General features: G+C 45.0%; 20 protein-coding genes. 7 read left to right on the top strand and 13 right to left on the bottom strand.

The genetic code is table 11. The features are described 5' to 3' along the window. The first annotated feature begins 26 nt into the window (after positions 1 to 26). From recQ to lhgD, 5 genes are all read left to right on the top strand, one after another. Positions 27 to 2,240, top strand: a complete 2,214-nt coding sequence (recQ, locus tag FEM33_RS00140; protein WP_139010108.1) for a DNA helicase RecQ — start codon at positions 27 to 29, stop codon at positions 2,238 to 2,240. 49 nt (positions 2,241 to 2,289) lie between these two features. Next, complete coding sequence (gene purD, locus FEM33_RS00135) at positions 2,290 to 3,579, top strand: phosphoribosylamine--glycine ligase (RefSeq protein WP_139010107.1); 1,290 nt, start codon at positions 2,290 to 2,292, stop codon at positions 3,577 to 3,579. 117 nt (positions 3,580 to 3,696) lie between these two features. Next, entirely contained in the window at positions 3,697 to 4,794 is a 1,098-nt protein-coding gene (locus tag FEM33_RS00130) for a PSP1 domain-containing protein (RefSeq protein ID WP_229214005.1), read from the top strand. Between the two features lie 72 nt (positions 4,795 to 4,866). Further along, complete coding sequence (locus tag FEM33_RS00125; protein ID WP_139010105.1) at positions 4,867 to 6,060, top strand: anhydro-N-acetylmuramic acid kinase; 1,194 nt, start codon at positions 4,867 to 4,869, stop codon at positions 6,058 to 6,060. A gap of 33 nt (positions 6,061 to 6,093) precedes the next feature. Then, on the top strand, positions 6,094 to 7,293 hold the full coding sequence (gene lhgD / locus FEM33_RS00120; protein ID WP_139010104.1) for an L-2-hydroxyglutarate dehydrogenase: 1,200 nt from the start codon (positions 6,094 to 6,096) through the stop codon (positions 7,291 to 7,293). 213 nt (positions 7,294 to 7,506) lie between these two features. Here the strand turns inward: lhgD and FEM33_RS00115 are convergent, their stop codons facing one another. From FEM33_RS00115 to FEM33_RS00060, 12 genes are all read right to left on the bottom strand, one after another. Then, positions 7,507 to 8,958, bottom strand: a complete 1,452-nt coding sequence (locus FEM33_RS00115) for an amino acid permease (protein WP_139010103.1) — start codon at positions 8,956 to 8,958, stop codon at positions 7,507 to 7,509. A 122-nt stretch (positions 8,959 to 9,080) separates the two neighbouring features. Next, the gene (gene secDF, locus FEM33_RS00110) at positions 9,081 to 12,053 is read right to left on the bottom strand and encodes a protein translocase subunit SecDF (protein WP_139010102.1); all 2,973 of its coding nucleotides are present in this window, start codon (positions 12,051 to 12,053) and stop codon (positions 9,081 to 9,083) included. Between the two features lie 186 nt (positions 12,054 to 12,239). Next, positions 12,240 to 12,593, bottom strand: a complete 354-nt coding sequence (locus FEM33_RS00105) for a hypothetical protein (RefSeq protein ID WP_139010101.1) — start codon at positions 12,591 to 12,593, stop codon at positions 12,240 to 12,242. Between the two features lie 140 nt (positions 12,594 to 12,733). Then, entirely contained in the window at positions 12,734 to 13,855 is a 1,122-nt protein-coding gene (locus FEM33_RS00100; RefSeq protein ID WP_139010100.1) for a DmpA family aminopeptidase, read from the bottom strand. 266 nt (positions 13,856 to 14,121) lie between these two features. Next, on the bottom strand, positions 14,122 to 15,081 hold the full coding sequence (locus FEM33_RS00095) for a DUF4249 domain-containing protein (RefSeq protein ID WP_229214004.1): 960 nt from the start codon (positions 15,079 to 15,081) through the stop codon (positions 14,122 to 14,124). 34 nt (positions 15,082 to 15,115) lie between these two features. Next, positions 15,116 to 17,488 (bottom strand): TonB-dependent receptor, encoded by a 2,373-nt coding sequence (locus FEM33_RS00090; protein WP_139010099.1) that lies wholly within the window; start codon positions 17,486 to 17,488, stop codon positions 15,116 to 15,118. 235 nt (positions 17,489 to 17,723) lie between these two features. Further along, the gene (folK, locus tag FEM33_RS00085; protein WP_139010098.1) at positions 17,724 to 18,215 is read right to left on the bottom strand and encodes a 2-amino-4-hydroxy-6-hydroxymethyldihydropteridine diphosphokinase; all 492 of its coding nucleotides are present in this window, start codon (positions 18,213 to 18,215) and stop codon (positions 17,724 to 17,726) included. Between the two features lie 89 nt (positions 18,216 to 18,304). Continuing rightward, the gene (rpmB, locus tag FEM33_RS00080) at positions 18,305 to 18,544 is read right to left on the bottom strand and encodes a 50S ribosomal protein L28 (protein WP_090384950.1); all 240 of its coding nucleotides are present in this window, start codon (positions 18,542 to 18,544) and stop codon (positions 18,305 to 18,307) included. A gap of 92 nt (positions 18,545 to 18,636) precedes the next feature. Beyond that, positions 18,637 to 19,323 carry a response regulator transcription factor gene (locus FEM33_RS00075; RefSeq protein ID WP_139010097.1) on the bottom strand — a complete coding sequence of 229 codons (687 nt, stop codon included), beginning with the start codon at positions 19,321 to 19,323 and terminating at the stop codon, positions 18,637 to 18,639. Then, positions 19,323 to 20,573: a sensor histidine kinase gene (locus FEM33_RS00070; protein ID WP_139010096.1), complete on the bottom strand. Its 1,251-nt coding sequence runs from the start codon at positions 20,571 to 20,573 to the stop codon at positions 19,323 to 19,325. Before FEM33_RS00070 ends, FEM33_RS00075 begins: the two co-directional genes overlap by 1 nt. A gap of 26 nt (positions 20,574 to 20,599) precedes the next feature. Next, positions 20,600 to 21,460 carry an N-acetylglucosamine kinase gene (locus FEM33_RS00065; protein WP_139010095.1) on the bottom strand — a complete coding sequence of 287 codons (861 nt, stop codon included), beginning with the start codon at positions 21,458 to 21,460 and terminating at the stop codon, positions 20,600 to 20,602. A gap of 12 nt (positions 21,461 to 21,472) precedes the next feature. Beyond that, entirely contained in the window at positions 21,473 to 21,715 is a 243-nt protein-coding gene (locus tag FEM33_RS00060) for a cytochrome b5 domain-containing protein (RefSeq protein WP_139010094.1), read from the bottom strand. Positions 21,716 to 21,850: 135 nt separating this feature from the next. On the opposite strand from FEM33_RS00060, the gene FEM33_RS00055 reads away from it, so the two are divergent. Then, a complete protein-coding gene (locus FEM33_RS00055; protein ID WP_139010093.1) occupies positions 21,851 to 22,306 on the top strand; it encodes a hypothetical protein in 456 nt (151 codons plus the stop codon). 89 nt (positions 22,307 to 22,395) lie between these two features. After that, positions 22,396 to 23,415: a thiamine-phosphate kinase gene (gene thiL / locus FEM33_RS00050; protein ID WP_139010092.1), complete on the top strand. Its 1,020-nt coding sequence runs from the start codon at positions 22,396 to 22,398 to the stop codon at positions 23,413 to 23,415. A gap of 71 nt (positions 23,416 to 23,486) precedes the next feature. On the opposite strand, the gene FEM33_RS26935 is transcribed toward thiL, so the two are convergent. Further along, entirely contained in the window at positions 23,487 to 23,573 is an 87-nt protein-coding gene (locus tag FEM33_RS26935; RefSeq protein WP_374756416.1) for an IS3 family transposase, read from the bottom strand. Positions 23,574 to 23,578: the final 5 nt, after the last annotated feature.

Genomic DNA, 23,578 nt, shown 5'->3' with positions numbered 1-23,578 from the left:
TGGGGTAACCATTTTGTTAACAGAGTATGGTAAAGAAGGTTGATACAGTCGTACTAGACACGTTGAAAGAAAGACTTAAAGAAATATTCGGGTACAGTCAGTTCAGGGGTGAGCAGGAAGTAATTATTCAAAATATCCTGCTTGGCAAAAATACATTCGTGATTATGCCCACAGGCGCAGGGAAATCGCTTTGCTATCAGCTGCCGGCCCTTGTCAGTGACGGTTTGACGATTGTCATTTCACCGCTGATTGCCTTGATGAAAAATCAGGTGGATCAGCTGACGGCATTCGGGATTAACGCGCAGTTCCTTAATTCCACGCTTACAAAAGCAGAAATGACAAGGGTAAAAACCGATGCACTGGACGGAAGCCTGAAGTTACTTTATATCGCACCGGAATCACTTACCAAAGAAGACAATCTGGATTTTCTTAAAAAAGTAAAAATATCCTTCGTTGCTATTGACGAAGCACACTGTATTTCAGAGTGGGGCCACGATTTCAGGCCGGAATACCGCCGCATTTACGGAATCATTGAAAACATAGGCAACCTTCCCATTATTGCGCTGACGGCAACTGCAACGCCGAAAGTACAGCAGGATATCCGCAAGAATCTTCAGATGGAAGAAGCCGAAACCTTCAAATCTTCTTTTAACCGTAAAAACCTTTACTACGAAATACGTCCTAAAAAAGATGTAAAAAAGCAGCTGATCCGGTATGTGCGCAATAACAAAGGCAAATCCGGAATTGTATATTGCCTCAGCCGCAAAACGGTTGAAGAAGTGGCCGAACTGCTGACCGTTAACGACGTACGTGCATTGCCGTATCATGCCGGCCTTGACAGCAACACGCGCATGGCCAATCAGGATGCATTCCTGAATGAAGAAGCAGACGTGATTGTAGCAACGATTGCATTCGGAATGGGAATCGACAAGCCGGATGTTCGTTTTGTAATCCATTACGACGTTCCAAAATCGCTCGAAGGCTATTATCAGGAAACAGGCCGCGCCGGACGCGACGGGCTGGAAGGAAACTGTCTGATGTTTTACAGCTATGAAGATATTCAGAAACTCGAAAAATTCAATAAAGACAAAACCGTTACCGAACGCGACAATGCCCGTCATTTGCTGAATGAAATGGTGGCATATTCCACGTTGGGCGTTTGCCGGCGGAGACAATTGCTGAGTTATTTCGGTGAATATTTTGAAAAAGACTGCGGCTTTTGCGACAACTGCATCAAGCCGACTGAAAAGACCAAAGTTCAGGATGATGTTATTCTGGTGCTGAAAGCAGTTCAGCTTACCGAGCAGCGCTTTGATGCCGACCATATTGCCGATCTTCTGACAGCCACTGAAAACCAGTATGTAAAAAGCTACGAGCACGATCAGCTGGAAGTTTACGGCAAAGGACTGGAACTGAATGAATCCAGAGATTACTGGGTTTCGGCAATCCGTCAGCTGGTGATTTTCAATTATCTGGAAAAAGACATTGAGAATTATGGTGTTATCAAACTGGGAGAAAAAGGCGCCAACTATCTGAATGACCCTTATCCGGTAACGCTTCACAAAGACCATAATTTTGACGAAGAAGAAGTAAAACCCGAAGATGACGACAAGGATGCTGCAACCGGCGGCGGAAGTGCCCATGCTTACGACGAAGCGCTTCTGGGCATGCTTAAAGCCCTCAGGAAAAAAGTAGCCAAAGAGAAAAATCTCCCGCCTTATGTTATCTTTCAGGATCCTTCTCTAGAAGAAATGGCCACAACCTATCCTACTACCCAGCAGGAAATGGCGCAGATCAACGGCGTGGGAATGGGAAAAGTCCAGAAATTCGGACGCCAGTTCCTGGATCTGATTACAAGATATGTTGAAGAAAATGAAATAGAGACCGCGAAAGATGTTGTCATCAAATCGACGGTCAACAAATCCAAGATCAAGATATTTATCATTCAGCAGGTTGACAGGAAAGTAAGTCTGGACGAAATTGCCGAAGTGAAGGATCTTGCGCTTGCCGACGTTATTGAAGAAGTGGAACATATCTGCTATTCCGGCACCAAACTGAATCTGGACTATTATATTAACCAGGTTATTGACCGCGAAAGGCAAAAGGATATTTATGACTATTTTATGACAGCCGAAACAGACAATATTGCTGCCGCATTGGATGAATTTGCCAATGATGAAATAAGCGAAGAGGAACTTAGACTGATGCGTATCAAGTTTTTATCAGAACTGGCAAACTAACCGTCTGAAAACTTGTTATTATCAGTGCCTAGCGAAACAATAACCATTTATGAACATACTTATATTGGGATCGGGCGGAAGAGAACATGCTTTTGCCTGGAAAATTGCCCCAAGCCCTCTTTGTGACAATTTGTTTGTAGCACCCGGAAATGCCGGTACCGCAAATATTGCAACAAACCTTTCGATAACTTACAATGACTTTGAAGCCATTGCAGATGCTGTGCTGGAAAATAATGTCGAACTGGTTATTGTAGGCCCGGAAGAACCTCTTGTTAACGGAATCGTTGATTATTTTGCTTCAAGACCGGATCTTTCCAGAATAAAAATCATTGGCCCGAACAAAGCGGGCGCACAACTTGAAGGAAGCAAGGATTTTTCCAAACAGTTTATGCAGAAGTACGGCATTCCGACCGCTTCTTCCAGGACTTTTACTGCGGAAACGCTGACGGACGGTCTTAAATACCTGGAAAGCCATCCGCTTCCGATCGTGCTTAAAGCAGACGGGCTTGCTGCCGGAAAAGGCGTCATTATAGCTGAAAAACATGCTGAGGCGGAACAGGCGTTCAAGGAAATGCTGCTGGACGGCAAATTCGGGGAAGCTGGAAATAAAGTGGTTATTGAACAGTTTCTGAAAGGAATTGAATTGTCTGTGTTTGTACTTACAGACGGTGAACATTATAAAATACTGCCGGAAGCAAAAGATTACAAAAGGATCGGTGAACGGGACACGGGACTGAATACCGGCGGAATGGGAGCTGTTTCTCCGGTACCTTTTGCCGATGCAAATTTTCTGAAAAAAGTAGAAGAAAAAGTGGTTAAGCCAACTTTAAACGGCTTGAAAAGCGAAGGAATCAAGTATGTCGGCTTTATATTCATCGGATTAATGAATACAAAAGGCGAACCTTACGTTATTGAATATAATGTACGGATGGGCGATCCGGAAACGGAGGTTGTGATACCTCGGATTCAATCTGATTTTGCGATGCTGATGGCTTCTACGGCCAAAGGAACGCTGAATGATTTTGAACTTCAGATTTCTCCCCAGACAGCCGTTACAACGGTGGTTGTTTCGGGTGGCTATCCGGGAGAATATGAAAAAGGGAAAGTGATTTCCGGAAGTGAAAAAGTAGAAGACGTATTTTTGTATCACGCCGGAACTACTTTTAACGGAAACACCGAAATCGTGACAAACGGAGGAAGGGTAATGGCACTTACAGGCCTTGCCAATTCCCTTGAAAACGCCGTGCATAAGTCGCAGCGTGCTGCGCAGGCAGTTCAGTTTGAGGGAAAATATTTCCGGCATGATATCGGTGTGGATTTAATTCGGTACAATGATTGATGAATATGTGTAATTATGGGATGTGGATCATGTTCATCCGGAGGATGCGGCACGAGTGAATCGGCTGTTTCCGGATGTGGAAGTAAAGGAACCTGTGGAACAGGCGGATGTAATAAAATGAATGTTTTTGACTGGCTGAGCCACATGGATGTGCCCGCCAGCCAGCGTTTTGATGTAGTAGAAGTAAAGTTTAAAGGCGGAAGAAAAGAGTACTTTCGCAATATAAATCAACTGGAATTTGTCACAGGCGATTATGTCGTTTGTGAAATGGCCTCCGGCCAGCATATCGGTGCCGTTTCCTTGCAGGGTGAATTGGTAAGGCTTCAGATGAAACGGAAAAACGTCGTGATAAACGACGACATGCACGTGATTTATCGTATTGCAACTGAGAAAGACCTTGACAAGCATACGCAGGCGATGGCCCGCGAAATGCCGACGCTTTATCGTACGCGTGAAATCATTCGTGAGATGAAGCTGAATATGAAGCTTTCAGACGTTGAATTCCAGTCGGATAATACCAAAACAACTTTTTATTATTCATCAGAAGAACGTGTTGATTTCCGTGAGCTGATCAAAGCATTGGCATCGGAATTCAAGGTAAGGATCGAAATGCGGCAGATCAGCCTGCGGCAGGAAGCAAGCCGTTTGGGCGGTTTGGGTTCATGCGGACGCGAATTATGCTGCTCGACCTGGCTTACGGATTTTAAAAATATATCAACGGCTGCTGCCCGCTATCAGAATCTTTCCCTGAACCCGGCCAAGCTTTCCGGACAATGCGGAAGGCTGAAATGCTGCCTGAACTATGAGCTGGAAACATATATCGACGCCTTGCGCGACATTCCGACTGTAGACGCACCGCTGAAAACCAAAAAAGGAAATGCCGTTTTACAAAAGACGGATATTTTCAAGAAGATCATGTGGTTCGGTTTTGATAAAGATACAAACTGGTATCCGGTCGCCATTGATAAAGTAATGGAGATCATTGCATTGAACAAAAAGGATATTCTTCCCGAATCACTCGATATCCTGACGCCGGAACCGGAAAAGAGCATCGAAAAAATCCCTGGCAAACTGAACAGTGATCTTGAAAACCTTGACAAGAAATACAGCGAGGAACAGAAGAAGAAAAAGAAGAAAAAGAACAAGTCCGGTAAAAATAAAAATCATGCAAACAAACCGCAGGCTACTGCTTCACCGGCAACCGATAGTAAATAACAGGGATTGAATATCTCTTTGAAAAGAAGTCAGGTTTTAAAGCTTGACTTCTTTTTTTACCATTTATATTCTATGAAAAAGCACATAGAGAAGCTTTACGAAATTGCCGGCAAAAAAAGCAGGCGCATTATCGGGTTGATGTCCGGTACTTCACTCGACGGATTGGACGTAGCCTTATGCAACATCGAGAACAGCGGAACCGATACGGTTCTGAAAATGGAAAATTTCGTAACGGTGCCCTATTCGGATGATTTTCGGAACGAGATCCGCAAAATTTTTGCGAAAAGAGAAATCGATTTCCAGCAGCTTTGTCTTTTAAATCCTTACATCGGCATTGAACACGGGAAAATTATTCTGGATTGCCTGAAACAGTGGAACATTGCGCCAGAGGAAATTGACCTGATTGCCAGCCACGGACAAACCGTTTTTCATGCGCCTAAAAAGCAGCACGGGCAAAGCCTGTTTCCCGATTCAACTCTGCAGATCGGGGACGGTGACCATATTGCTGTAAAAACCGGAATCATTACCCTGAGCGATTTTCGGCAGAAGCACATTGCAGCCGGCGGCGAAGGCGCTCCGCTTGCAGTGTACGGCGACCATTTCCTGTTTTCCAAAAAAGGTGAAAACCGCATTCTGCTGAACATGGGCGGCATTGCAAACTTTACCTTCCTTCCCGGAAATCAGGATACTGCGGCGGTTTTCACCAGCGATACGGGCCCGGGAAATACATTGATTGATGCGTACACAAGAAGATTTTTTCATAAACCGTATGACGAAAATGGCGAAATCGCTGCCAAAGGAAAAGTAAATGCTCCGTTGCTGGAAGCATTGAAGTTGTTCCCTTTTTTCAAACAGCCTTTTCCAAAAACAACGGGCCCCGAAATTTTCAATTTTGATTACGTGGAAGCTGCCATTCAGAAAGCAAAACTTACGTCGCTGTCACGGCAGGATATCATTGCTACACTCACGCGTTTGAGCGCCGACACAATTACCGATGCGATAAAAAGCGTGATGAGCCAGAATGACTTTTATACAGTTTATGCCAGCGGAGGCGGCGCGCATAATCCCGTACTGATGCAGGCCATTCAGGAAGAACTGAATGCTCCGGTCAGGCTGATTGATGAGCTTGGTGTTCCCGGAGATGCCAAAGAAGCCGTACTTTTTGCAGTTTTGGCCAATGAAGCCATTGCAGGGCAACAAAATCATTTTGGAGAAAAGGAAGGCGTCCCCGGAATTTCAATGGGGAAAATTTCACTTCCTGCGTAATTTTCGGATCAAACAAGCAGTAATTTATATTTCATGTACGATATTACAGTTATAGGCGGCGGCATTGTCGGCCTTGCTACCGCACTTCGGATCAAGGAGCAGAAACCTTCATTGAAACTGGTTTTGCTGGAAAAGGAGAATGAAGTTGCAAAGCATCAAACGGGGCACAACAGCGGCGTAATTCATTCGGGACTTTATTACAAACCGGGAAGCCTAAAAGCAACAAACTGCATCCGCGGATATCAGATGCTCATCGATTTCTGCGACCGTGAAGGCGTTCCTTATGACTTGTGCGGTAAGATCGTTGTAGCAACCAGCGAGGATCAGAAACCTTTGCTGCGCAACCTTTATGAAAGAGGCCTGCAAAACGGCTTGGTAAAAAACAAAATGATTTCCAAAGCTGAAATCCGCGAAATTGAACCGCATGTAACAGGTATGGAAGGCATTTGGGTTCCTTATACAGGCATTATCGATTACAAATCGGTTTCTGAAAAATATGCCGAATGCCTGCAAAAGCTGGGTGGAGAAATCCGGTTTGGCGAAAAAATCATTGATGTAAAAAGCCGCAATACACATTCCGAAGTTGTTTCAGCTACGGGCAAAGTTTTTGAAACACGCCTGATCGTAAATTGCGCCGGCTTGTATTCCGATAAAATTGCGCAGTTAACGCAGCCTGAAAATATAAAGGTCAAAATCATTCCTTTCCGTGGAGAGTATTACAAGATTGTTCCGGAAAAACAATACCTCGTCAAAAATCTGATTTATCCCGTCCCCGACCCGAATTTCCCGTTTCTGGGTGTGCATTTTACCAGAATGATCGAAGGAGGCGTTGAAGCCGGCCCGAATGCCGTTTTTGCCTTCCGGCGTGAAGGGTACCGTAAAACAGATCTGAATGTCGGTGAAATGATGGAATCGCTGGCTTGGCCGGGTTTCCGGAAAGTAGCTGCAAAATACTGGAAAACCGGTATGGGCGAGTACTATCGTTCATTTTCCAAAGCTGCTTTTACCAAAGCACTGCAAGGTTTGATCCCGGAAATCCAAAGCGACGATCTTGTTCCTGGCGGCGCGGGCGTGCGTGCGCAGGCTTGTGATTATGACGGCGGTCTTCTGGACGATTTTTCGATTATTGAAAATAAAAGCGCGATCAACATCTGCAACGCCCCGTCACCGGCAGCAACTTCTTCATTGTCAATCGGTCAAACGGTCTCGGAAAGGGTTCTTGCAAGAATATAGCTTTTGGCTTTTGGCTTTTGGCTTTTGGCTTTTGGCTTTAAATAAAAAAGTCTTGCTTCCGGGTTCCTGAAAGCAAGACTTTTTTATGATTATTCACAGCTGTTTAGCAGTTAGCGTTCAGCTGCCAGCAATTAGCTTTGGTTAAAGATCAAAAACAATCAATGACCATCACTGACAATAAATGACAATTAATCACCGTCATCCGTCAAAAACCTACTCCCTTCCCAACTTGCTGTTCTTCTTACCATAGCCGAAATAAACAGCCAGGCCCAGCGCAAGCCAGATTGCCAGACGGAACCAGCTTTCTACCGGCAAAGAATACATCAGGTAAAGGCAAACCACAATTCCCATTATCGGTACAAACGGAACGAGCGGCGTACGGAATGATCGCTGAAGATCAGGTCTTTTTACACGCAGCATCCAGACGCCCACACAAACCAGGCAGAATGCAAACAACGTGCCGATACTCACCATATGGCCCAGATCACTTACCGGAACAAGCCCGGAAAAGATGCTTACAAACGCCATAAAGAACAGGTTTGTTTTCCATGGAGTCCGGAATTTGGTGTGTACATCACTGAAAAATCTAGGCAGCAGCCCGTCTTTACTCATGGAATAAAACACGCGGCTCTGCCCCAGAAGCATCACAATGATTACAGAGGTATATCCCGCCAGAATTGCGATGATCAATGCGGTCTGAAGTGAATCGTAACCTGTTTTGGCGAAAGCCGTTGCAGCCGGTTTTGCATCATTTGCAAATTCGGTATATTTTACCAGACCCGTCATCACATGTGCAAAAAGCACATACAGAATTGTACAAACAACCAACGAACCCAGAATTCCGATCGGCATTCCTTTCTGCGGGTTTTTTGCTTCCTGCGCAGCCGTTGAAACCGCATCAAATCCGATAAAGGCAAAAAATACTACGGCCGCTCCGGTGGCAATGCCCGTCCAGCCAAAGTTTTCATAATTTCCGGTATTATCAGGAATGTATGGAACATAGTTCTGAGGGTCAATGTGGCTCCATCCCAATGCAATAAATATCAGTACAACTGCTACTTTGAGGATAACAAGCAAATTGTTCAGGAAAGCAGAACTCTGCGTTCCTCTGATCAGAAGCAATGACAACAGGCAAACGATGATTATAGCCGGCAAATTGACAATTCCGTTATCGATTACCGTTCCGTTACTCAGTTTCACTACTTCAAAAGGAGAACAAACCAGCTGAGTAGGAAGATGAATATCAAACTTGTTAAGGAATTCGAGCAGATACCGTGACCAGCTTACGGAAACGGTTGCAGCGCCGAGCGCATATTCCAGAACAAGGTCCCAGCCTATAATCCAGGCTACAAATTCGCCCATTGTAGCGTATGAATAAGTATAAGCACTTCCAGCAATGGGTATCATGGAAGCAAACTCGGCATAGCAAAGTCCTGCAAATGCGCAGCCAAGCGCTGCGAGTATAAATGAAATGGTTACTGCCGGTCCGGAATGTTCTGCCGCAGCAATTCCCGTTAATGAAAAAAGCCCTGCACCGATGATCGCACCAATTCCAAGTGCAACCAGGCTGGCTGATCCCAGCGACCGCTTTAACTGGTTTGCTTCTCCGGTTGATTCCTGTAATAATTTTTCAATAGGCTTTTTAACCCATAATTGATTTGCCATATAAAGCGCTTAGTTGTAGTTATAGTAACAGCATAAAACTAGAAGAAAATTTGTCAAGTATGTATAGCTACAAAATAAAAAGGGGAAAAGTATAAAACTTCCCCCCTTTTATTCTTTAAAACCTATGCTTTAATCTTTTTTCCAGCAACCGGTGCAGCAGTATCTGCAACCGTAAGTGCCGGCTCTTTTGATTTTTCACGTTGTAAAAGGTCAACAACAATCGGAGCTGCCACAAACAGGGAAGAATACGTACCCACAATTACACCAAGCAGCATACAGAATGTAAATCCGCGGATTACCGCACCGCCGAAAATCATTAATACAACCAGTACAAGTATTACCGAAATACCCGTTACTGCCGTACGGCTTAGCGTACTGTTCAATGCGTTGTTGATAACAGTTGACATGCTTTGTCCGCGTGACCGCTCATCGTTCAGATAATCGCGGATACGGTCATAAATTACAACGGTGTCATTCATTGAATATCCGATCATGGTCAGGATTGCACCGATGAAAGCCTGATCAATGTCAAGCGACCATGGCAGCCATCCGTTAAACAAAGAGAAAATGGCAAGAATGATCACAACGTCATGCGCAAGTGAAACAACTGCGCCGTAGCTGAATGCAACACGCTTAAAACGGATCAGAATGTATATAAAGTTGGCAGCAAGTGCAAGCAGAATGGCATACACAGCAGATAACAGTGTATCATACGCCATTGTAGGACCTACTTTATTGGAACTTACAATCTTTGCAGGATTACCCTTTATTTTGGAAATACCCGACAAAATTTTGGCTTCAGCTTTCTGATCAGCATCAGGCGTTGTGACATCGATTAAATATGGCGTTGTAATTTTAACCTGATCAAGGCCACCGAAAGTTTTAACTTCTGTAGTGGAACCCAGTTCTGTATCCATAATGCTTCTCAGATCATCCGCATCAACCGAATTCTCAAAACGGACAACATAAGAACGTCCGCCTTTGAAATCGATACCCAGACCGAATCCTTTGAAAATAAACGATCCTACTCCGATGGCGATGATGATGGAAGAAATAATATAGAAACGACGGCGCTGCGAAACAAAGTCAAAGTGGTTATCCTGAAACCAGTTTTTGGTAAGACCGGTATAAAAGTTAAATACCTTTCCTTTTTTGATCTGGTTTTCAAGCAGCAGACGTGTGATGAAAATAGCTGTGAACAAAGAAGTAATCAAACCAATGACCAGCGTTGTTGCAAAGCCAAGCACAAGACCCGTTCCGAATGTATAAAGGATGATACCTGTAAGCAGCGTTGTAACATTGGAGTCAATAATGGCAGTCAGCGAGTGCTTGAAACCATCCTGAACAGCTTGTCCGAACGGCTTGCCGTCCGCCAGTTCCGCCTTGATACCTTCATATATCAGTACGTTTGCATCCACGGCCATACCGATGGAAAGTACAATACCCGCAATTCCTGAAAGCGTCAGAACAGCTCCCAGAGACGCCATTACCCCTAAAAGGAAGAACAAGTTGATAAGCAATGCAATATCTGCAATCCAGCCGGCCTTGTTGTAGTAAGCAACCATGAAAACAAGCACAATAACCAAGCCGACAATAGAAGACAGGATACCGTCACGAATCGCTTCCGCACCCAGTGAAGATCCCACAACAGCTTCTTCCACAATGTGCGTCGGAGCAGGCAGCTTACCGGCTTTAAGCACGTTGGACATGTCTTTTGTTTCTTCAACTGTAAAGTTTCCTGTAATGCTTGAGTTACCGTTTGGAATTTCACCTTGCACCGTCGGAGCTGTATAAACCAGATTGTCAATAATAATTGCAACCGGACGGTTAATGCTGCGTGCCGTTAGTGAACGCCATTTACGTGCGCCTTCCCCGTTCATACGCATGGTAACTTCCGGACGGCCGCGCTCATCGTAGTCATGCGTTGCATCCACGATAACGTCACCTTCCATTGCAGGCTCGCCATTTGCCTTTTTGATAAAGTACAAAGGCAGGATCAATTGGTTGTTTGCACCTTCAGTTCCTTTGCGGTCCCACATGAAAACAAGGTCTGCAGGAAACAGCGAACGAACTTCCGGACGCGTAAGGATTTCGTTTGCACGTGCTGTATCTTTCAGGTAAACACCCAATCCTTGCGGCATTGGCACAAACAGGCTGGTCAAAGCTGCACTCTGAGCTGCAAGTGCTGACGAATCCGAAACCGTAGAATCTGATTTCTGTTCAAGCTGCGCGGCCAATCCGCCCAAGCCTGTTTTTTTCGTAGTATCTGTTGCTGCTGCAGTAGCCGAAGGCTTTGCAGTGGCTTTTTTGATTTCATCCTGTTTTGCAAGGTATTTTCCCAGTCCGTCCAGCGCAGGCGCTACTTCATTGGTAAGATATACTTCTGCAAATTCCAGTCTTGCAGCACCTGAAAGCAAGCGGCGTACACGCTCAGGGTTGTCAACACCCGGAAGTTCAACAAGAACGCGGTTCTGGCCTGGAAGACGCTGAATATTCGGGTTTGTAACACCGAATTTATCAATACGGGCCTGTGTAATCTGGAAAGCGCGGTCTATAGAACCATCAATTTCTGTGTTCAGCATTTTGATCACGTCACCATCCGATGAGTTGCTGCTGATTTTTCCACGGTTGGTACTTGTTGCAAATACGCTCGCCAGACTTGTATTCGGAGCTGCTGCTTTATATGCCGATACAAAACGATTGATAAAGGTCTTGTTGCTTGCTGCTTTATCTTCGGCTGCAGTTTTCAAAGCGCTCTGGAATGCTGCGCTGCGTGCATTTCCGCCCGCCATTCCTTTCAGGATGTCGGCAGGAGAAACTTCCAGAACAACGTGCATACCGCCCTGAAGGTCAAGTCCGAGGTTCAGTTCACGCTCGGTAACTTCCTGCAAAGTATGTCCCAAATAGACATCTTCTCGCCACAATGAGTCAATGTAGCGTTGCTTTTTTGACTGATCAACATCACCTTTTGCATCTGTTGCAAAAGTCAGCGCTTTACTCTTTATGTTTCTTGAAACGAAAGTAAAAGAAAGATAATAGACGCTGATAAGGGCAATCACAATGGTTAGCCCTAATATTCCATTCCTATTGGCCATCTGGTTTGATTATAAAAAAAATTAAATGAAATTCTGTAAGTAAAAACGAAGTTGTAAAAAGCCTGGAAACAGGCAACGACAGCTGTAAAATCAATGATTGAACAAATCAAGGCATTCAACAGAAACAACGGAGACAGGCTGTATCAAGTATTTGAAGAGATAACGTTCAATCGCCTGAAAAGGTATTCAGGGTGCGTTGGTGACTAACGTTCTTCCGAAGATCCGGTGAAAGTAGGAAAAAAAGAAAAAAGGCTCTTCAAAAGCAACTTTTACAATGGCCTTACCGGAAACAAAATGCCAGTCAGGCTGCGGCAGAAAATAGAAATAATGAGAAAAATCGTAGGAAATGGCCAGGGTAATAACAGCATCAAGCGACAACGTACTTACTTTCGCCTGATCGGACTTCGCTGAGCCCGGAAAATCTTTCTTTGTAAAATCCTTGCTTGCTTTCTCAGCCTCCGAGGCGTAATCCTGAACTGAACCATGATGTGCAGGCCACGACCGCATTCCTGCAACCATCAGAAGGATGATGGCCAGCATTAAGCTGATTGTCTGATTAATAACCTTTGCAGTCTTCAAGTCCAAGAGCGGGATTCCAATTAAACGGCAAATTTTCATTTAAAAAATCACAATCGCAAATTTTTTGTAAGGAAAGAATCAAAAGTCAGGCAAAGTATCGGCTATTGCTTCAATCTGCCATATTTTCGCATGATTTCCAGTAATTTATCTTCAGGAAGTTCTTCAACCTTGTGCCCTTGCGTGCCCTCCGAAGTACGCGCCATCAGAAGTGAATTGATAATAGCCTCCTCCGTGGATTCCATGGCAGCAAGAAAGAGCGGCGAGACATAATCATTATGCAAATAGCTGGCACTGAAAGTGGATTCCGAAGTTTCATGCAAAACCCGGTTGGCAGTAGAAAAGGCAATTACATAATCGCCGCTGCCGTTTGATGCGATGCCGCCCGTTTGCGCCATGCCCATAAAAACCCTTTTGGCAAGTCGTTTCAGGTTTCTGGCGTCCAGCGGTGCATCCGTGGCTACGACCATCATACACGATCCGTCCGAAGATTTGTCCAGCGATTCCTTGAATGCGTATTTCCCCATTTCTTCACCTACAGGCACGCCGTTCACTTTCAGTACACCTCCAAAGTTGGTCTGTACAAGAACGCCGACCGTGTAGCCGCCCAGATTTTTGGGAAGCTTGCGGGATGAAGTGCCGATGCCTCCTTTCCAGTTGAAACAGACCGTTCCTGTTCCCGCGCCTACGTTGCCTTCGGCTACCTGCCCGCTTACCGCCTGTGCCAGCGCGTTGAGCACATGCTCTTTTCTTACATGCCTGCCGCGGATATCATTCAGGTAACCGTCATTGGTTTCGCCTACAACCGAATTTACGGACCTTACATTTTCATTGCCTTTCTGGGTCAATGTCCAGTCAATAATTGCATCCGCTGCTGTGGGGACACTCAGCGTATTCGTAAGCACAATGGGCGATTCCAGTGTTCCCAGTTCTTCCACCTGAGAGTAGCCGGCCAGTTTGCCGAAACCGTTGCCGATATACATGGCGGCCATTACTTTTTGCTGAAAAAGATTACCGTCGTGCGGAAGGATGGCCGTTACGCCCGTTCTTACATCAGCACCTTCCGACAAAGTAACCTGCCCGACCTTTACGCCTGCAACATCCGTTATGGCGTTCATCGTACCCGGAGAAAGTACGCCGATTTTGATCCCCAGTTCCCTTGAACGTTTCTGCGCAGCAGCACAAAAAGTTAAAAGCAGTAAAATGGCAAGTAAATTTATTTTCATGATCGGGGTGTTTGATTATAGCTAATGGCTTTTGGCCTTTAGCTGATGGCTGCTTGAAAAATACGCATTTAGTAAAGACAGACTTTAAAAACTTTCATTCAGCTTGTTTTAACCTTCTTTATATTGAAATAAGCAGTTGATTGAATTTAGCTCGGATGAGCATCTTTTACAAACTAAAAGCTCAAAGCTGATCGCCAAAAGCTATTTATAACAAAAAACCGCTGGTAAACTGAATTGCCAGCGGTACATGCTATTTAGAAAACACCTTAATCATCGTCCGGACGGGCTTTTGCCGGATCGATGACCGTTTCTTTCCGACTGACTGCCGAAGCGCCGAAAAAGCCAAGTGCCTTCGAGCCGTCTGGATTTGCATTAATGACATTGGACCGGATATTTGTGATCGGCGTTGCAAACAATCCGCCGTTTGAAGCCTGCTCACGAATTTGATTCAGGTATTCAAAGGTTTCATTGGTTATGCTGTGAAGTTCCACACCCACAGATGCACCGGCAGAATAAAGCGAATCTGTTGTAATGGATTCACGCAGCGGCAGAATAAAAATCAGTCCGTCGGTGGCTGCGCCGGAGTTGAATGCGGCATCGTATGCAATGGAAATATTGACGGCTTTGTCCACAACTGCCTTTCCTCCAACGAATGGTTTTATCCAGTACGTATCGCCCGAACCAGCGAAATCCCTTGCATAAAACTGCGCTACAAATCCTTCTCTCGGACCTTTGTCCGGTTCAAAAGGCAGCTTTTCATTTCGGTAAACAACAGAATCCACAGTCGGAACCCGTTTTATTTCGGTAACTGCAGAATACATTTCCGCCCCGTTCTTGATTTTCAGCGTATAAGTTCTTCCGGTTTGCCCCAGAGTGTCGGCACTGGAAGTGCCCCATACATAAGTGCCGTTTGCATCGGCATCTTCAAATTCAAAGGTTTTTCCAAGATTATCCGTAACGGTAACTTCTGCGTTCAGAACGGGCTTTGGTGCATTGTTATTGAAATAATTTGCGGACCAGGTCAGTTTGATGGTTTGCGGGCCGGCTTCATTCGTAATCCATCCGTCCACAACCATTTGCTCCGGGCCGGTTTGTGTTTCAAGGTCAATAACATCTTCACAGCTTGTAAAAAAGAAACAAGCGGCTGCACAAAGCATGCTTACGGCTGCCTTTCTGACTTTTACATTTTTCAGGAAATCTTTCATCATCCAATATTTTTCTGGCATAAAAAGCTGTTTTTTACTTATAAAAACGCAGTTTCTAGAATTTAAAATTATAGGTAATTGCCGGAATGAAGCTCCCGATAACAGCATAACGGATGGCCTCGGTTTTGAGCGGCGTATCTTCATTGGACCTGGTGTAAACAGAGAACGGATTCCGGCGGTTGTAAACGTTGTAAACCGAAAGTACCCATTCTCCTTCTCCGGACTTGAACAGTTTTCTTTTTGCCTTTAACGTTGCTGCGAGGTCGAGACGGTGATATGCCGGGATTCTGTTGTTGTTTCTGGAACCATTGTAATTGTTTGCAATCGGCCATCCACCCCATTCATACCGGTTGGTCGGAAATGTTGCGGGCGTTCCGGAAGTAATTGTAAAGTTGGCCGAAAGCGACCATTTTTTGTTCAGGTCGTAAATAGCAACAGACGTAAAATTGTGCGGCTTGTCAAAACGGGCAGGAAACCATTCATTATTGCTTACTGTCTCCACAAGCCGTTCCGTGCGGGACAACGTGTAACTTACCCAGCCGGTCAGCTTTCCCTTATTTTTCTTTACATAAAATTCAGCGCCGTACGCCCGGCCTTTCCCAAAAAGCAGATCACCCGCCACAAACCGGTTCAGAAGCAGATCGGAACCCGGCACGTAATCAATCTGATTATACAGTTTTTTATAATAAACCTCAATTGAGGCTTCATACGTGTTATCCTTGAAATTCTGGAACCAGCCCAATGCAACCTGATCTGCTTTTTCAGGACGAATATTGACAGAGCTTAACGTCCATACGTCCAAAGGCGAGCTGGCAGCCGTGTTGGATAAAAGATGCAGATATTGCGCGGTACGGTTGTAACTCGCCTTGATAGAAGTACTGGAAGTCAATCCGATGTTCAGAGATGCACGCGGCTCCCAGTTTCCGTAATTTTTAATTACATCTCCTTTTTCATACCGGTTGCCGGGAAATACAGGTCGCTTGCGCTGCCCTTTTGAAATTTCCGCATATTGATATTCCGTTCCCGGCCCGAGACTTCTGAAATAGGAATACCGAATGCCGTACTGCAAGGAAATCCGGTCTGAAAACTTCTGTTCGTTGCCAACGTACAAAGCCGATTCGTCCGCATACCTTGGATCCAGGCTGATGTCCGTATTTTCTCCTTCCGAAACGGCCGTTGCTTTTCCGGGACGTGTATCGTAGTAAATATATTGTCCGCCAAAAGTCAGCTGATTGTTAGGCGTAATGTAAAAAGTGAAATCGGGCTTTATGCTTTTGCTGATGATTTTGGATTTCCAGTCAAAGCGGTCCTTTGCACTCGGGTCGTTCTGGTTCTGGCCGAGCGAGTAATCGTAATTACTGTAAAAACCGGTCAGGTTCATAAATAATTTATTCGAAAAAATATGGTTCCAGCGGGCCGTAGCCGTGGCATTTCCCCAGCCAAAGCCAAAATCGCCGCCTCCGAAAACATCTTTTCCAAAATAGCCCGAAGCATAAAACGTATCCTTGTTTCCAAGCTGATAATTCACTTTGGCCGTAAGGTCATAAAAATAAAATCTGGAATCTTTCAGATCGGAATTCAGGAACGGCTTTGCCAGTATGTCAATATAAGAACGGCGGCCGGCTACTATAAAGGATCCTTTTCCTTTTGCAAACGGCTGCTCATACGTAAGTCTTGAAAAAATAGTCCCGATCCCGCCGTTTATTTCGCGTTTTTTGGAATTTCCTTCTTTCATCCTTACATCAAGAATGGATGAAATACGTCCGCCGTACTGCGCCGGAATCCCGCCTTTGATCAGTTTTACATCTTTGACCGCATCCGGATTGAAAACAGAGAAAAACCCGAACAAATGCGAGGAATTGTAAACCGGAGCTTCATCCAGCAAAACCAGATTCTGTGAAATATCGCCTCCGCGCACATTGAACCCGGACGCACCTTCTCCAACGGAAGTAACACCCGGCAAAAGCTGAATGCTCCGGATCAGGTCCACTTCGCCGAGCAAGGCAGGCATTTTGCGAATGGTTTTCATTTCCACTTTGTTTACAGACATTTCGATGCTCCGGACATTTTCATCCTCCTTTTGCGTAGAAACCGTTACTTCCTGAAGTTCATTGCTTTCAGTTGTCATTTCGATGCTTTCCGTTTTGTCAGCATCAAGGGAAATCGACTTGGTTACTTTCTGAAAGCCGATGTAGCTGAAAACAAGCGTGTAAGAACCGGCCGGAAGTGTTATCGAATAAAATCCGTATGCATTTGTAACCACGCCGGTGCTCGCTTCCCGCACATAAACGGATACGCCGATAAGCCCTTCGCCATTTGACTGATCCTTGACATATCCGCTGACGGTATGCCGATTTTGAGCAGCTGCGGGCAGACTGATGCTTAATATACCCAGTAAAAGAAAACAACAAAGTATCTTATATTTCATATGCTTTATTTTGGTAACTTATAAAAGACAAAATAGAACTTTTCTGTTTTGCCGGAAATGCCCGGATCAGGACTTGAAACCTGTTTTTGGACAACACAATTCAGGTTCATGGCAAGCCGCAGACAAAGCAAGTGCTAATCAGCTTAATATGACACAAAAAAATGATGAATCCCGCAAAAAGAAGAATAAGTGGCTAAAAGCCCCAAATGAAAAGCTCGGTTCAAATAGTATTTTTTTACGAAATCCGCGTTACTATGCCTTCATCGCTGCATTCGGACAACAACTGAAAAGAAGTTTTATGAAGAAGCGGGTTAATGAAATCCGGCGCTATTTCAGTCAACGGGATTAAAGTAAAGCGGCGGTCCTGAAGGCGCGGGTGCGGTACAGTAAGCCGGGCACTGTCCAGAATCAGATCGTTGTAATAAAGCAGATCAATATCAATAACCCGTGCGCCCCAGCGTTCGTAACGGACCCGCCCGAGCTCGTGCTCAATATCCAGAATGTTTCTTAAGATTTCTTCCGGCTCCTGCCCCGATTCAACAACAATCACCTGATTCAGAAAGGCGGGCTGATCCGTAACGCCCCAAGGTGCCGTTTCGTAAACGGCAGACTGAATGCTTATTTTCCCGACTTTTTCACTGATCATTTCACGGGCCATGGCGAGCGTATGAAGCCTGTCGCCGAGATTGGAGCCCAAAAGCAGAAAAATTCCTGAATTGTCAGTCATAACCGGAATATAAATTGAAAATGTATTTTACAAAAAAAAGGACTTCCCGTATGGAGAAGCCCTTTTCAATAAATTCGTAAAATTTCTTTTCAGAAGGTAAGCGTTCCTTTGTCGTATGCTTTTTGTATAGTTGCCTCGATACCGTTTTTGTTAATAGTACGAAGTGCAGAAGCTGCTACTTTCAACGTAACCCATTCTCCTGAAGAAGGAAGGAAGAAACGTTTCTTTTGCAAATTCGGGAAGAATTTACGCTTTGTTTTATTGTTAGCGTGAGAAACGTTATTTCCAACGCGTGTTCTTTTACCTGTAATTTGACAAACCTTAGCCATAACCTTGCAATTTTTTCAAATGAGGGTGCAAAGATGCATAATTATTTTTCTTTCAGCAAATAACAAGCAAACAAATTTTATAAAAACATTGTTTACCACCGCATCCGGAAGCCGACGCCGTGTACATTATCAATGCGGATATCCGGATCGCCGGACAGATATTTGCGCAGACGGGAAATAAAAACATCCAGGCTCCGACCCATAAAATAATCGTCATCGCCCCAGATCGCCTTTAAGAGTTCGTCGCGCCGGATTACAAGATCCGGCCGTTCCGCGAGGTATTTCAATACTTCGGCTTCGCGAAAAGTAAGGTTCTGCGTGCTTCCGTTTATAGCCAGCGTAAGTTTCTGAAAATCAAATGCGTATTTGCCTATTTTTGCAGCATCCGCTTTGGATGCTTCCGGCTTGTCCGATTTGCTACGGCGGAGGAACACATCAATGCGCAGTTTCAGTTCTTCAATGCTGAACGGCTTTGTGACGTAATCGTCGGCTCCGAGTTTAAGTCCTTTGATTTTATCTTCCTGAAGAGAACGCGCCGTAAGAAACAATATAGGAACCTGACTGTCGGAACTCCTGATTTTTTCAGCCAGTGTAAAGCCGTCCATTTTCGGAAGCATGATGTCGAGCACGCATATATCGAAATGCTCTTTACCGAAAAAATCCAGTGCTTCAACGCCGTCCGTCGCATGCACCACTTCATAATCGTATTCTTCCAGATTGTCTTTGGTGGCAAATGCCAGGTTCGGATCGTCTTCTACGTATAAAATTCGTTTTTTCATCAGGCTTGTTTCTGAGGTATGGTTATTCTGAATGTGCTGCCTTTTCCAAGTGTGCTTTCCAGATCAAGATGCCAGTGATGGGCTCTTGCAATCTGCTTTACATAGCTTAGGCCAATCCCGAATCCTTTTACATTGTGTACATCGCCGTAAGGAATCCTGAAGAACTGGTTGAAAATCTTTTTCTGATACTCCGGCGCAATGCCTATTCCCTGATCGCAAACGGCAATAACAAGGCTTTTTTCCTTATTATATGCTTCGATTTTTACGTCCGGATCGCCGTTGGAATATTTCAATGCATTGTCAATAAGATTGGTGATCATGCAGCGGAAATGGAACGGATCGGCTTCAATAAGGTTATTTTCCGCTTTTGAATCAAATCTGATTCTGTCCTCAAATGGCAGCAGAATGGACTGGATTACAGTTTCTACATTCAATGTTTCCTTTTGGAGCGTAAGCGCATTGCGTTCTGCCTTAGCCATGGAAAGCACCATTTCCACTTGTCCCTGCAATCGCAGAATTTCATCCTGCACGATTTTCACATACCTTTTATGCCGTACCGGCTGCGATACGATGTTTTCAGAATTAAGCACGTCGGCAGCAATGCGGATTGTGGAAATCGGTGTCTGAAGTTCGTGCGTCATATTATTGACAAAATCGCGCTGCACCTCGGAAAGTTGCTTCTGTCTTAAAATCACAAACAGCGCATATGCAAAAAAAGATACCGCCACAAGCACCAGAATCGACGACCAGATGGCGCCGTTGATGCTGCCCGCAAAATATGCTTCCTGTTCGGGAAAACGTACGCCGAAATAATAAGGATATTTGTCTGTTTTGATCCAGTTGGAGGTTTTGGTCGGAATTTTGTCGTTGTTTTTGGTACTCAGCGACATGCCGTAACGCATGCGGTTTGTCGTACAGTCATATATCCCGACTTCAAAATCCGTGATCAGATTGTGTTTCTGAAAGCTGTCTTTGATAAAATGTTCCAGCAAGTCCGGCTGTGTTGTCGCATTGGTATTGACCAGAAAATATTCCGGAGAAAGCTGCTCCACCGGATTCGTCGTCTGCATCACGCCATTTACCTTGGCCAGTTTTCCGGCAACATCCTGCAATGCTACATGCGCATTCTGATTGAATTGCCGGTGCCGGAGATCAAGTGCCTGTTTTACCCAGTAAATCTGTGTAATGACTACGCCGATAATCAGCAGCGCAGAAAAAACAGTAAGTAATTGGATCGTTCGTCTCGACATGACAGTTTAACAAGCAGAAATTTCTTTTATTGTTTATCTGCCGAATAATATTGTACCAGCCCTTCCAGCGGGGACTTCATAATTCTTCCCGGCACCAGCCCTTTTCTTTCCAGTTCCTTTTTTAAAATATCCCGATAATGCCATGCAACCGATCCGGCAAAATGCACCGGATAATTTTCTGCATGCGCATGCTTGCAAATGTACTTTTCTGTAAACAGCCTGAACGCATTCCCGACTATTTCTTGTAAATACGGATGACCGATATGCGCCGCTATAAAAATAGAATAGGATGCAAAATACCGGTTCGGATACGGCTTTTTATACGCATTGTCCAGAACCCGCAGCCGGTCGGTTCCGGGATAAGTAAGGTTAAATGCTTCATGAAGATCCGGCGGCAGCTCATTCTGAAGAAAATGCACGACCAGGGTTTTTCCGAGATAAGAACCGCTGCCTTCATCTCCGAGCCAAAATCCGAGCGAACCGATGGAACGAACAATATTTTCGCCGTCATAAAAAGCATTGTTGGCGCCGGTTCCCAATATGCAGGCCAGCCCGGGCTCGTGTCCGCACAGCCCGCGTGCAGCACCCAGCATGTCCGTAGCCACTTCAATTCTATTTGCAGAACTGATGCAATGGCTCAATGCATCAAATACAGGCTTGCTCGTCTTTTCATCGGCACAACCGGCACCGTAAAAAAATATATTTTCAGGATTTTCTGTAATACAAGGCAAAACCTGCTTTTCCAGAACAGGAATAATTTCGTCTGCAGTCTGATAAAAAGGGTTGATTCCATCCGACTGAAAACGATGCATGCCGTTCTTGCCGGCCAGTATCCAGTCCGTTTTGGTAGAACCGCTGTCAGCGATCAGATATGTTTTCAGGAGCATTTTATAAAATGGCTATGATTCAGAAACAGGTTTCAAACGGCCTACTACACTAAAACGTGCGAAAACTTTTTCCGTATGCGGCGCAGCGCCAAGTTCCTTCGTAAGGTCCTGACCGGCCCAATGTTCGTAATGATGCCCGTTGCGCCAGAGCCGTGACGAACTCACGTCGTAAATTTTTCCTTTGTATGCGCACCATATTTCTTCGCGGTCCTGACCGTTTCTGAGCGCCAGCTGCGCCCGTGTATATTCTTTCATACTATTTTCTAAAACCGCAAATTAGCAATAATGCCCTTCACACAGGAAATTAAATGATCTTGCCGGAATATTTTGACAATAAGACTAAAATGTAGGAACTTGGCGTTTTGTTAGTAAATTCATGAAAAAGAAAATATGAAAAAAAGTTACTCTCTTCTTTGGTGTACAATACTGGTGCTTGCAATGGCTGCAACAGGCTGTAAGGAAAAAGTAAAACCAGTTTCCGAACGTATCGCCAAAGCCTGGACTGCCGAATCTGTGAAGCACGGAAGCACGGTTGTATACACAAGAGGCGGATCCAATAATACAACACCGGCTTATTCAGCTTTCAGACTTACGCTTAACAATGCATCCGGTACAAAAACAGCTACTTATACCGAATTTGACGGAAATACTTTCAACGGAAGCTGGGATGTTGAGAATGATAATAAATTGATCCTAAGCGGCCTTACACCTGCTCCGACCGGCAGCGGCGGAAGAATTGAATTTACCATTACTTCCATTGAAGACGCCAGACTGGTACTGACAAGGTTAACGACAAGCCCGAAAACAGGCGGTACAATCAATGAATATACGCTGACCAATCCATAATTACAGGACTTTTTTTCCTGAAAATAGTACACAAGCCGAAGCCGTTTTGCAAAGAAGCGGCTTCGGCTTTTTTTGATTAATTTTGCAAGATGGAAACAAGAACTGAAATAAGCAGTCTGGGAGAATTCGGACTGATAAAAAGGATAAATGAAGGAATAAAGACCCGGTTGCCGGATACAATCAAAGGAATAGGCGACGACGCAGCCGTAATCGATTCCGGTGAAGAATACGGATTGCTAACTTCCGACCTGCTGCTGGAAGGCGTCCATTTTGACCTGACTTTTTTCCCTTTAAAACATCTTGGCTACAAAGCCATTGCAATAAATGTATCGGATATTGCGGCCATGAACGGCATTCCGCGCCAGGTTACGGCAAGTCTCGCGCTGAGCAACCGATTTTCCGTTGAGGCCGTGGACGAACTGTATGCAGGAATGAAAGCTGCCTGTACGGATTTCAACGTGGATCTCGTTGGAGGCGATACTTCTTCTTCCCGGTCAGGCCTGCTGATTTCTGTAAGTGTGTATGGAAAAGTAAAAAAGGATAAAATCACTTACCGCAATACGGCGAAACCTAACGATCTTTTATGCGTAACCGGCGATCTTGGCGGTGCATATCTTGGCCTTCAGCTGCTGGAAAGAGAAAAACAGGTTTTTCTTGCCAATCCGGAAATGCAGCCTGAACTTGAAGGGAAAGATTACGTAATTCAGCGCCAGTTAAGGCCGGAAGCAAGAATGGATGTTGTTTACGAACTGGCGGAAGCCGGCGTACTGCCAACGGCCATGATTGATGTATCCGACGGACTTGCCTCCGATCTGCTGCATATATGCGCGCAATCCGGCGTCGGCGCCGTGGTTTTTGAAGAACGCCTTCCGATTGATGAACAGACTTTCCTCGCAGCATCGGAACTGAACATCGGCCCCGTAACGGCTGCACTGAACGGCGGAGAAGATTATGAACTGCTCTTTACCGTTCCGCAGGCTTCCTATGAGCTGATCAAGAATAATCCCAAGATCAGCTTCATCGGCTATATTACGGATAAAAAAGATGAAGTTGTGCTGCATACCAAAGCAGACAGCCGCGTTCCGATTACCGCTCAGGGCTGGAACTGAAACAGCATTGATAAACGAAAAAGCACAGCCCGCCGGTAGACTGCACCCCAAAAGTTGGACGAGTTTAAGAATTAACGATTAGTGTGATGAGCTCGGTATTGTACCGGGCTCATTCCATTTAAATTAAGCCTGATCCTGTCTTTGTTGTAGTAGTTGATATAAT

Source organism: Dyadobacter flavalbus (genome assembly GCF_006149045.1).
GTDB classification, from domain to species: Bacteria; Bacteroidota; Bacteroidia; order Cytophagales; family Spirosomataceae; genus Dyadobacter; species Dyadobacter flavalbus.
The sequence above is the reverse complement of the archived record's forward strand: the minus strand, read 5'-3'. Positions and strand labels throughout refer to the sequence as shown.

What these genes read in the sequence shown, in the direction of transcription:
- folK (WP_139010098.1), bottom strand. Translation starts at nt 18,215, where the DNA reads ATGACTGACAATTCAGGAATTTTTCTGCTTTTGGGCTCCAATCTCGGC.
- FEM33_RS00115 (WP_139010103.1), bottom strand. Translation starts at nt 8,958, where the DNA reads ATGGCAAATCAATTATGGGTTAAAAAGCCTATTGAAAAATTATTACAG.
- FEM33_RS00130 (WP_229214005.1), top strand. Translation starts at nt 3,697, where the DNA reads ATGAATGTTTTTGACTGGCTGAGCCACATGGATGTGCCCGCCAGCCAG.
- FEM33_RS00055 (WP_139010093.1), top strand. Translation starts at nt 21,851, where the DNA reads ATGAAAAAAAGTTACTCTCTTCTTTGGTGTACAATACTGGTGCTTGCA.
- FEM33_RS00095 (WP_229214004.1), bottom strand. Translation starts at nt 15,081, where the DNA reads ATGCCAGAAAAATATTGGATGATGAAAGATTTCCTGAAAAATGTAAAA.
- FEM33_RS00105 (WP_139010101.1), bottom strand. Translation starts at nt 12,593, where the DNA reads ATGCTGGCCATCATCCTTCTGATGGTTGCAGGAATGCGGTCGTGGCCT.
- FEM33_RS00075 (WP_139010097.1), bottom strand. Translation starts at nt 19,323, where the DNA reads ATGAAAAAACGAATTTTATACGTAGAAGACGATCCGAACCTGGCATTT.
- thiL (WP_139010092.1), top strand. Translation starts at nt 22,396, where the DNA reads ATGGAAACAAGAACTGAAATAAGCAGTCTGGGAGAATTCGGACTGATA.
- FEM33_RS00065 (WP_139010095.1), bottom strand. Translation starts at nt 21,460, where the DNA reads ATGCTCCTGAAAACATATCTGATCGCTGACAGCGGTTCTACCAAAACG.
- FEM33_RS00060 (WP_139010094.1), bottom strand. Translation starts at nt 21,715, where the DNA reads ATGAAAGAATATACACGGGCGCAGCTGGCGCTCAGAAACGGTCAGGAC.
- rpmB (WP_090384950.1), bottom strand. Translation starts at nt 18,544, where the DNA reads ATGGCTAAGGTTTGTCAAATTACAGGTAAAAGAACACGCGTTGGAAAT.
- FEM33_RS00125 (WP_139010105.1), top strand. Translation starts at nt 4,867, where the DNA reads ATGAAAAAGCACATAGAGAAGCTTTACGAAATTGCCGGCAAAAAAAGC.
- recQ (WP_139010108.1), top strand. Translation starts at nt 27, where the DNA reads ATGGTAAAGAAGGTTGATACAGTCGTACTAGACACGTTGAAAGAAAGA.
- FEM33_RS00070 (WP_139010096.1), bottom strand. Translation starts at nt 20,573, where the DNA reads ATGTCGAGACGAACGATCCAATTACTTACTGTTTTTTCTGCGCTGCTG.
- FEM33_RS00100 (WP_139010100.1), bottom strand. Translation starts at nt 13,855, where the DNA reads ATGAAAATAAATTTACTTGCCATTTTACTGCTTTTAACTTTTTGTGCT.
- purD (WP_139010107.1), top strand. Translation starts at nt 2,290, where the DNA reads ATGAACATACTTATATTGGGATCGGGCGGAAGAGAACATGCTTTTGCC.
- secDF (WP_139010102.1), bottom strand. Translation starts at nt 12,053, where the DNA reads ATGGCCAATAGGAATGGAATATTAGGGCTAACCATTGTGATTGCCCTT.
- FEM33_RS00090 (WP_139010099.1), bottom strand. Translation starts at nt 17,488, where the DNA reads ATGAAATATAAGATACTTTGTTGTTTTCTTTTACTGGGTATATTAAGC.
- lhgD (WP_139010104.1), top strand. Translation starts at nt 6,094, where the DNA reads ATGTACGATATTACAGTTATAGGCGGCGGCATTGTCGGCCTTGCTACC.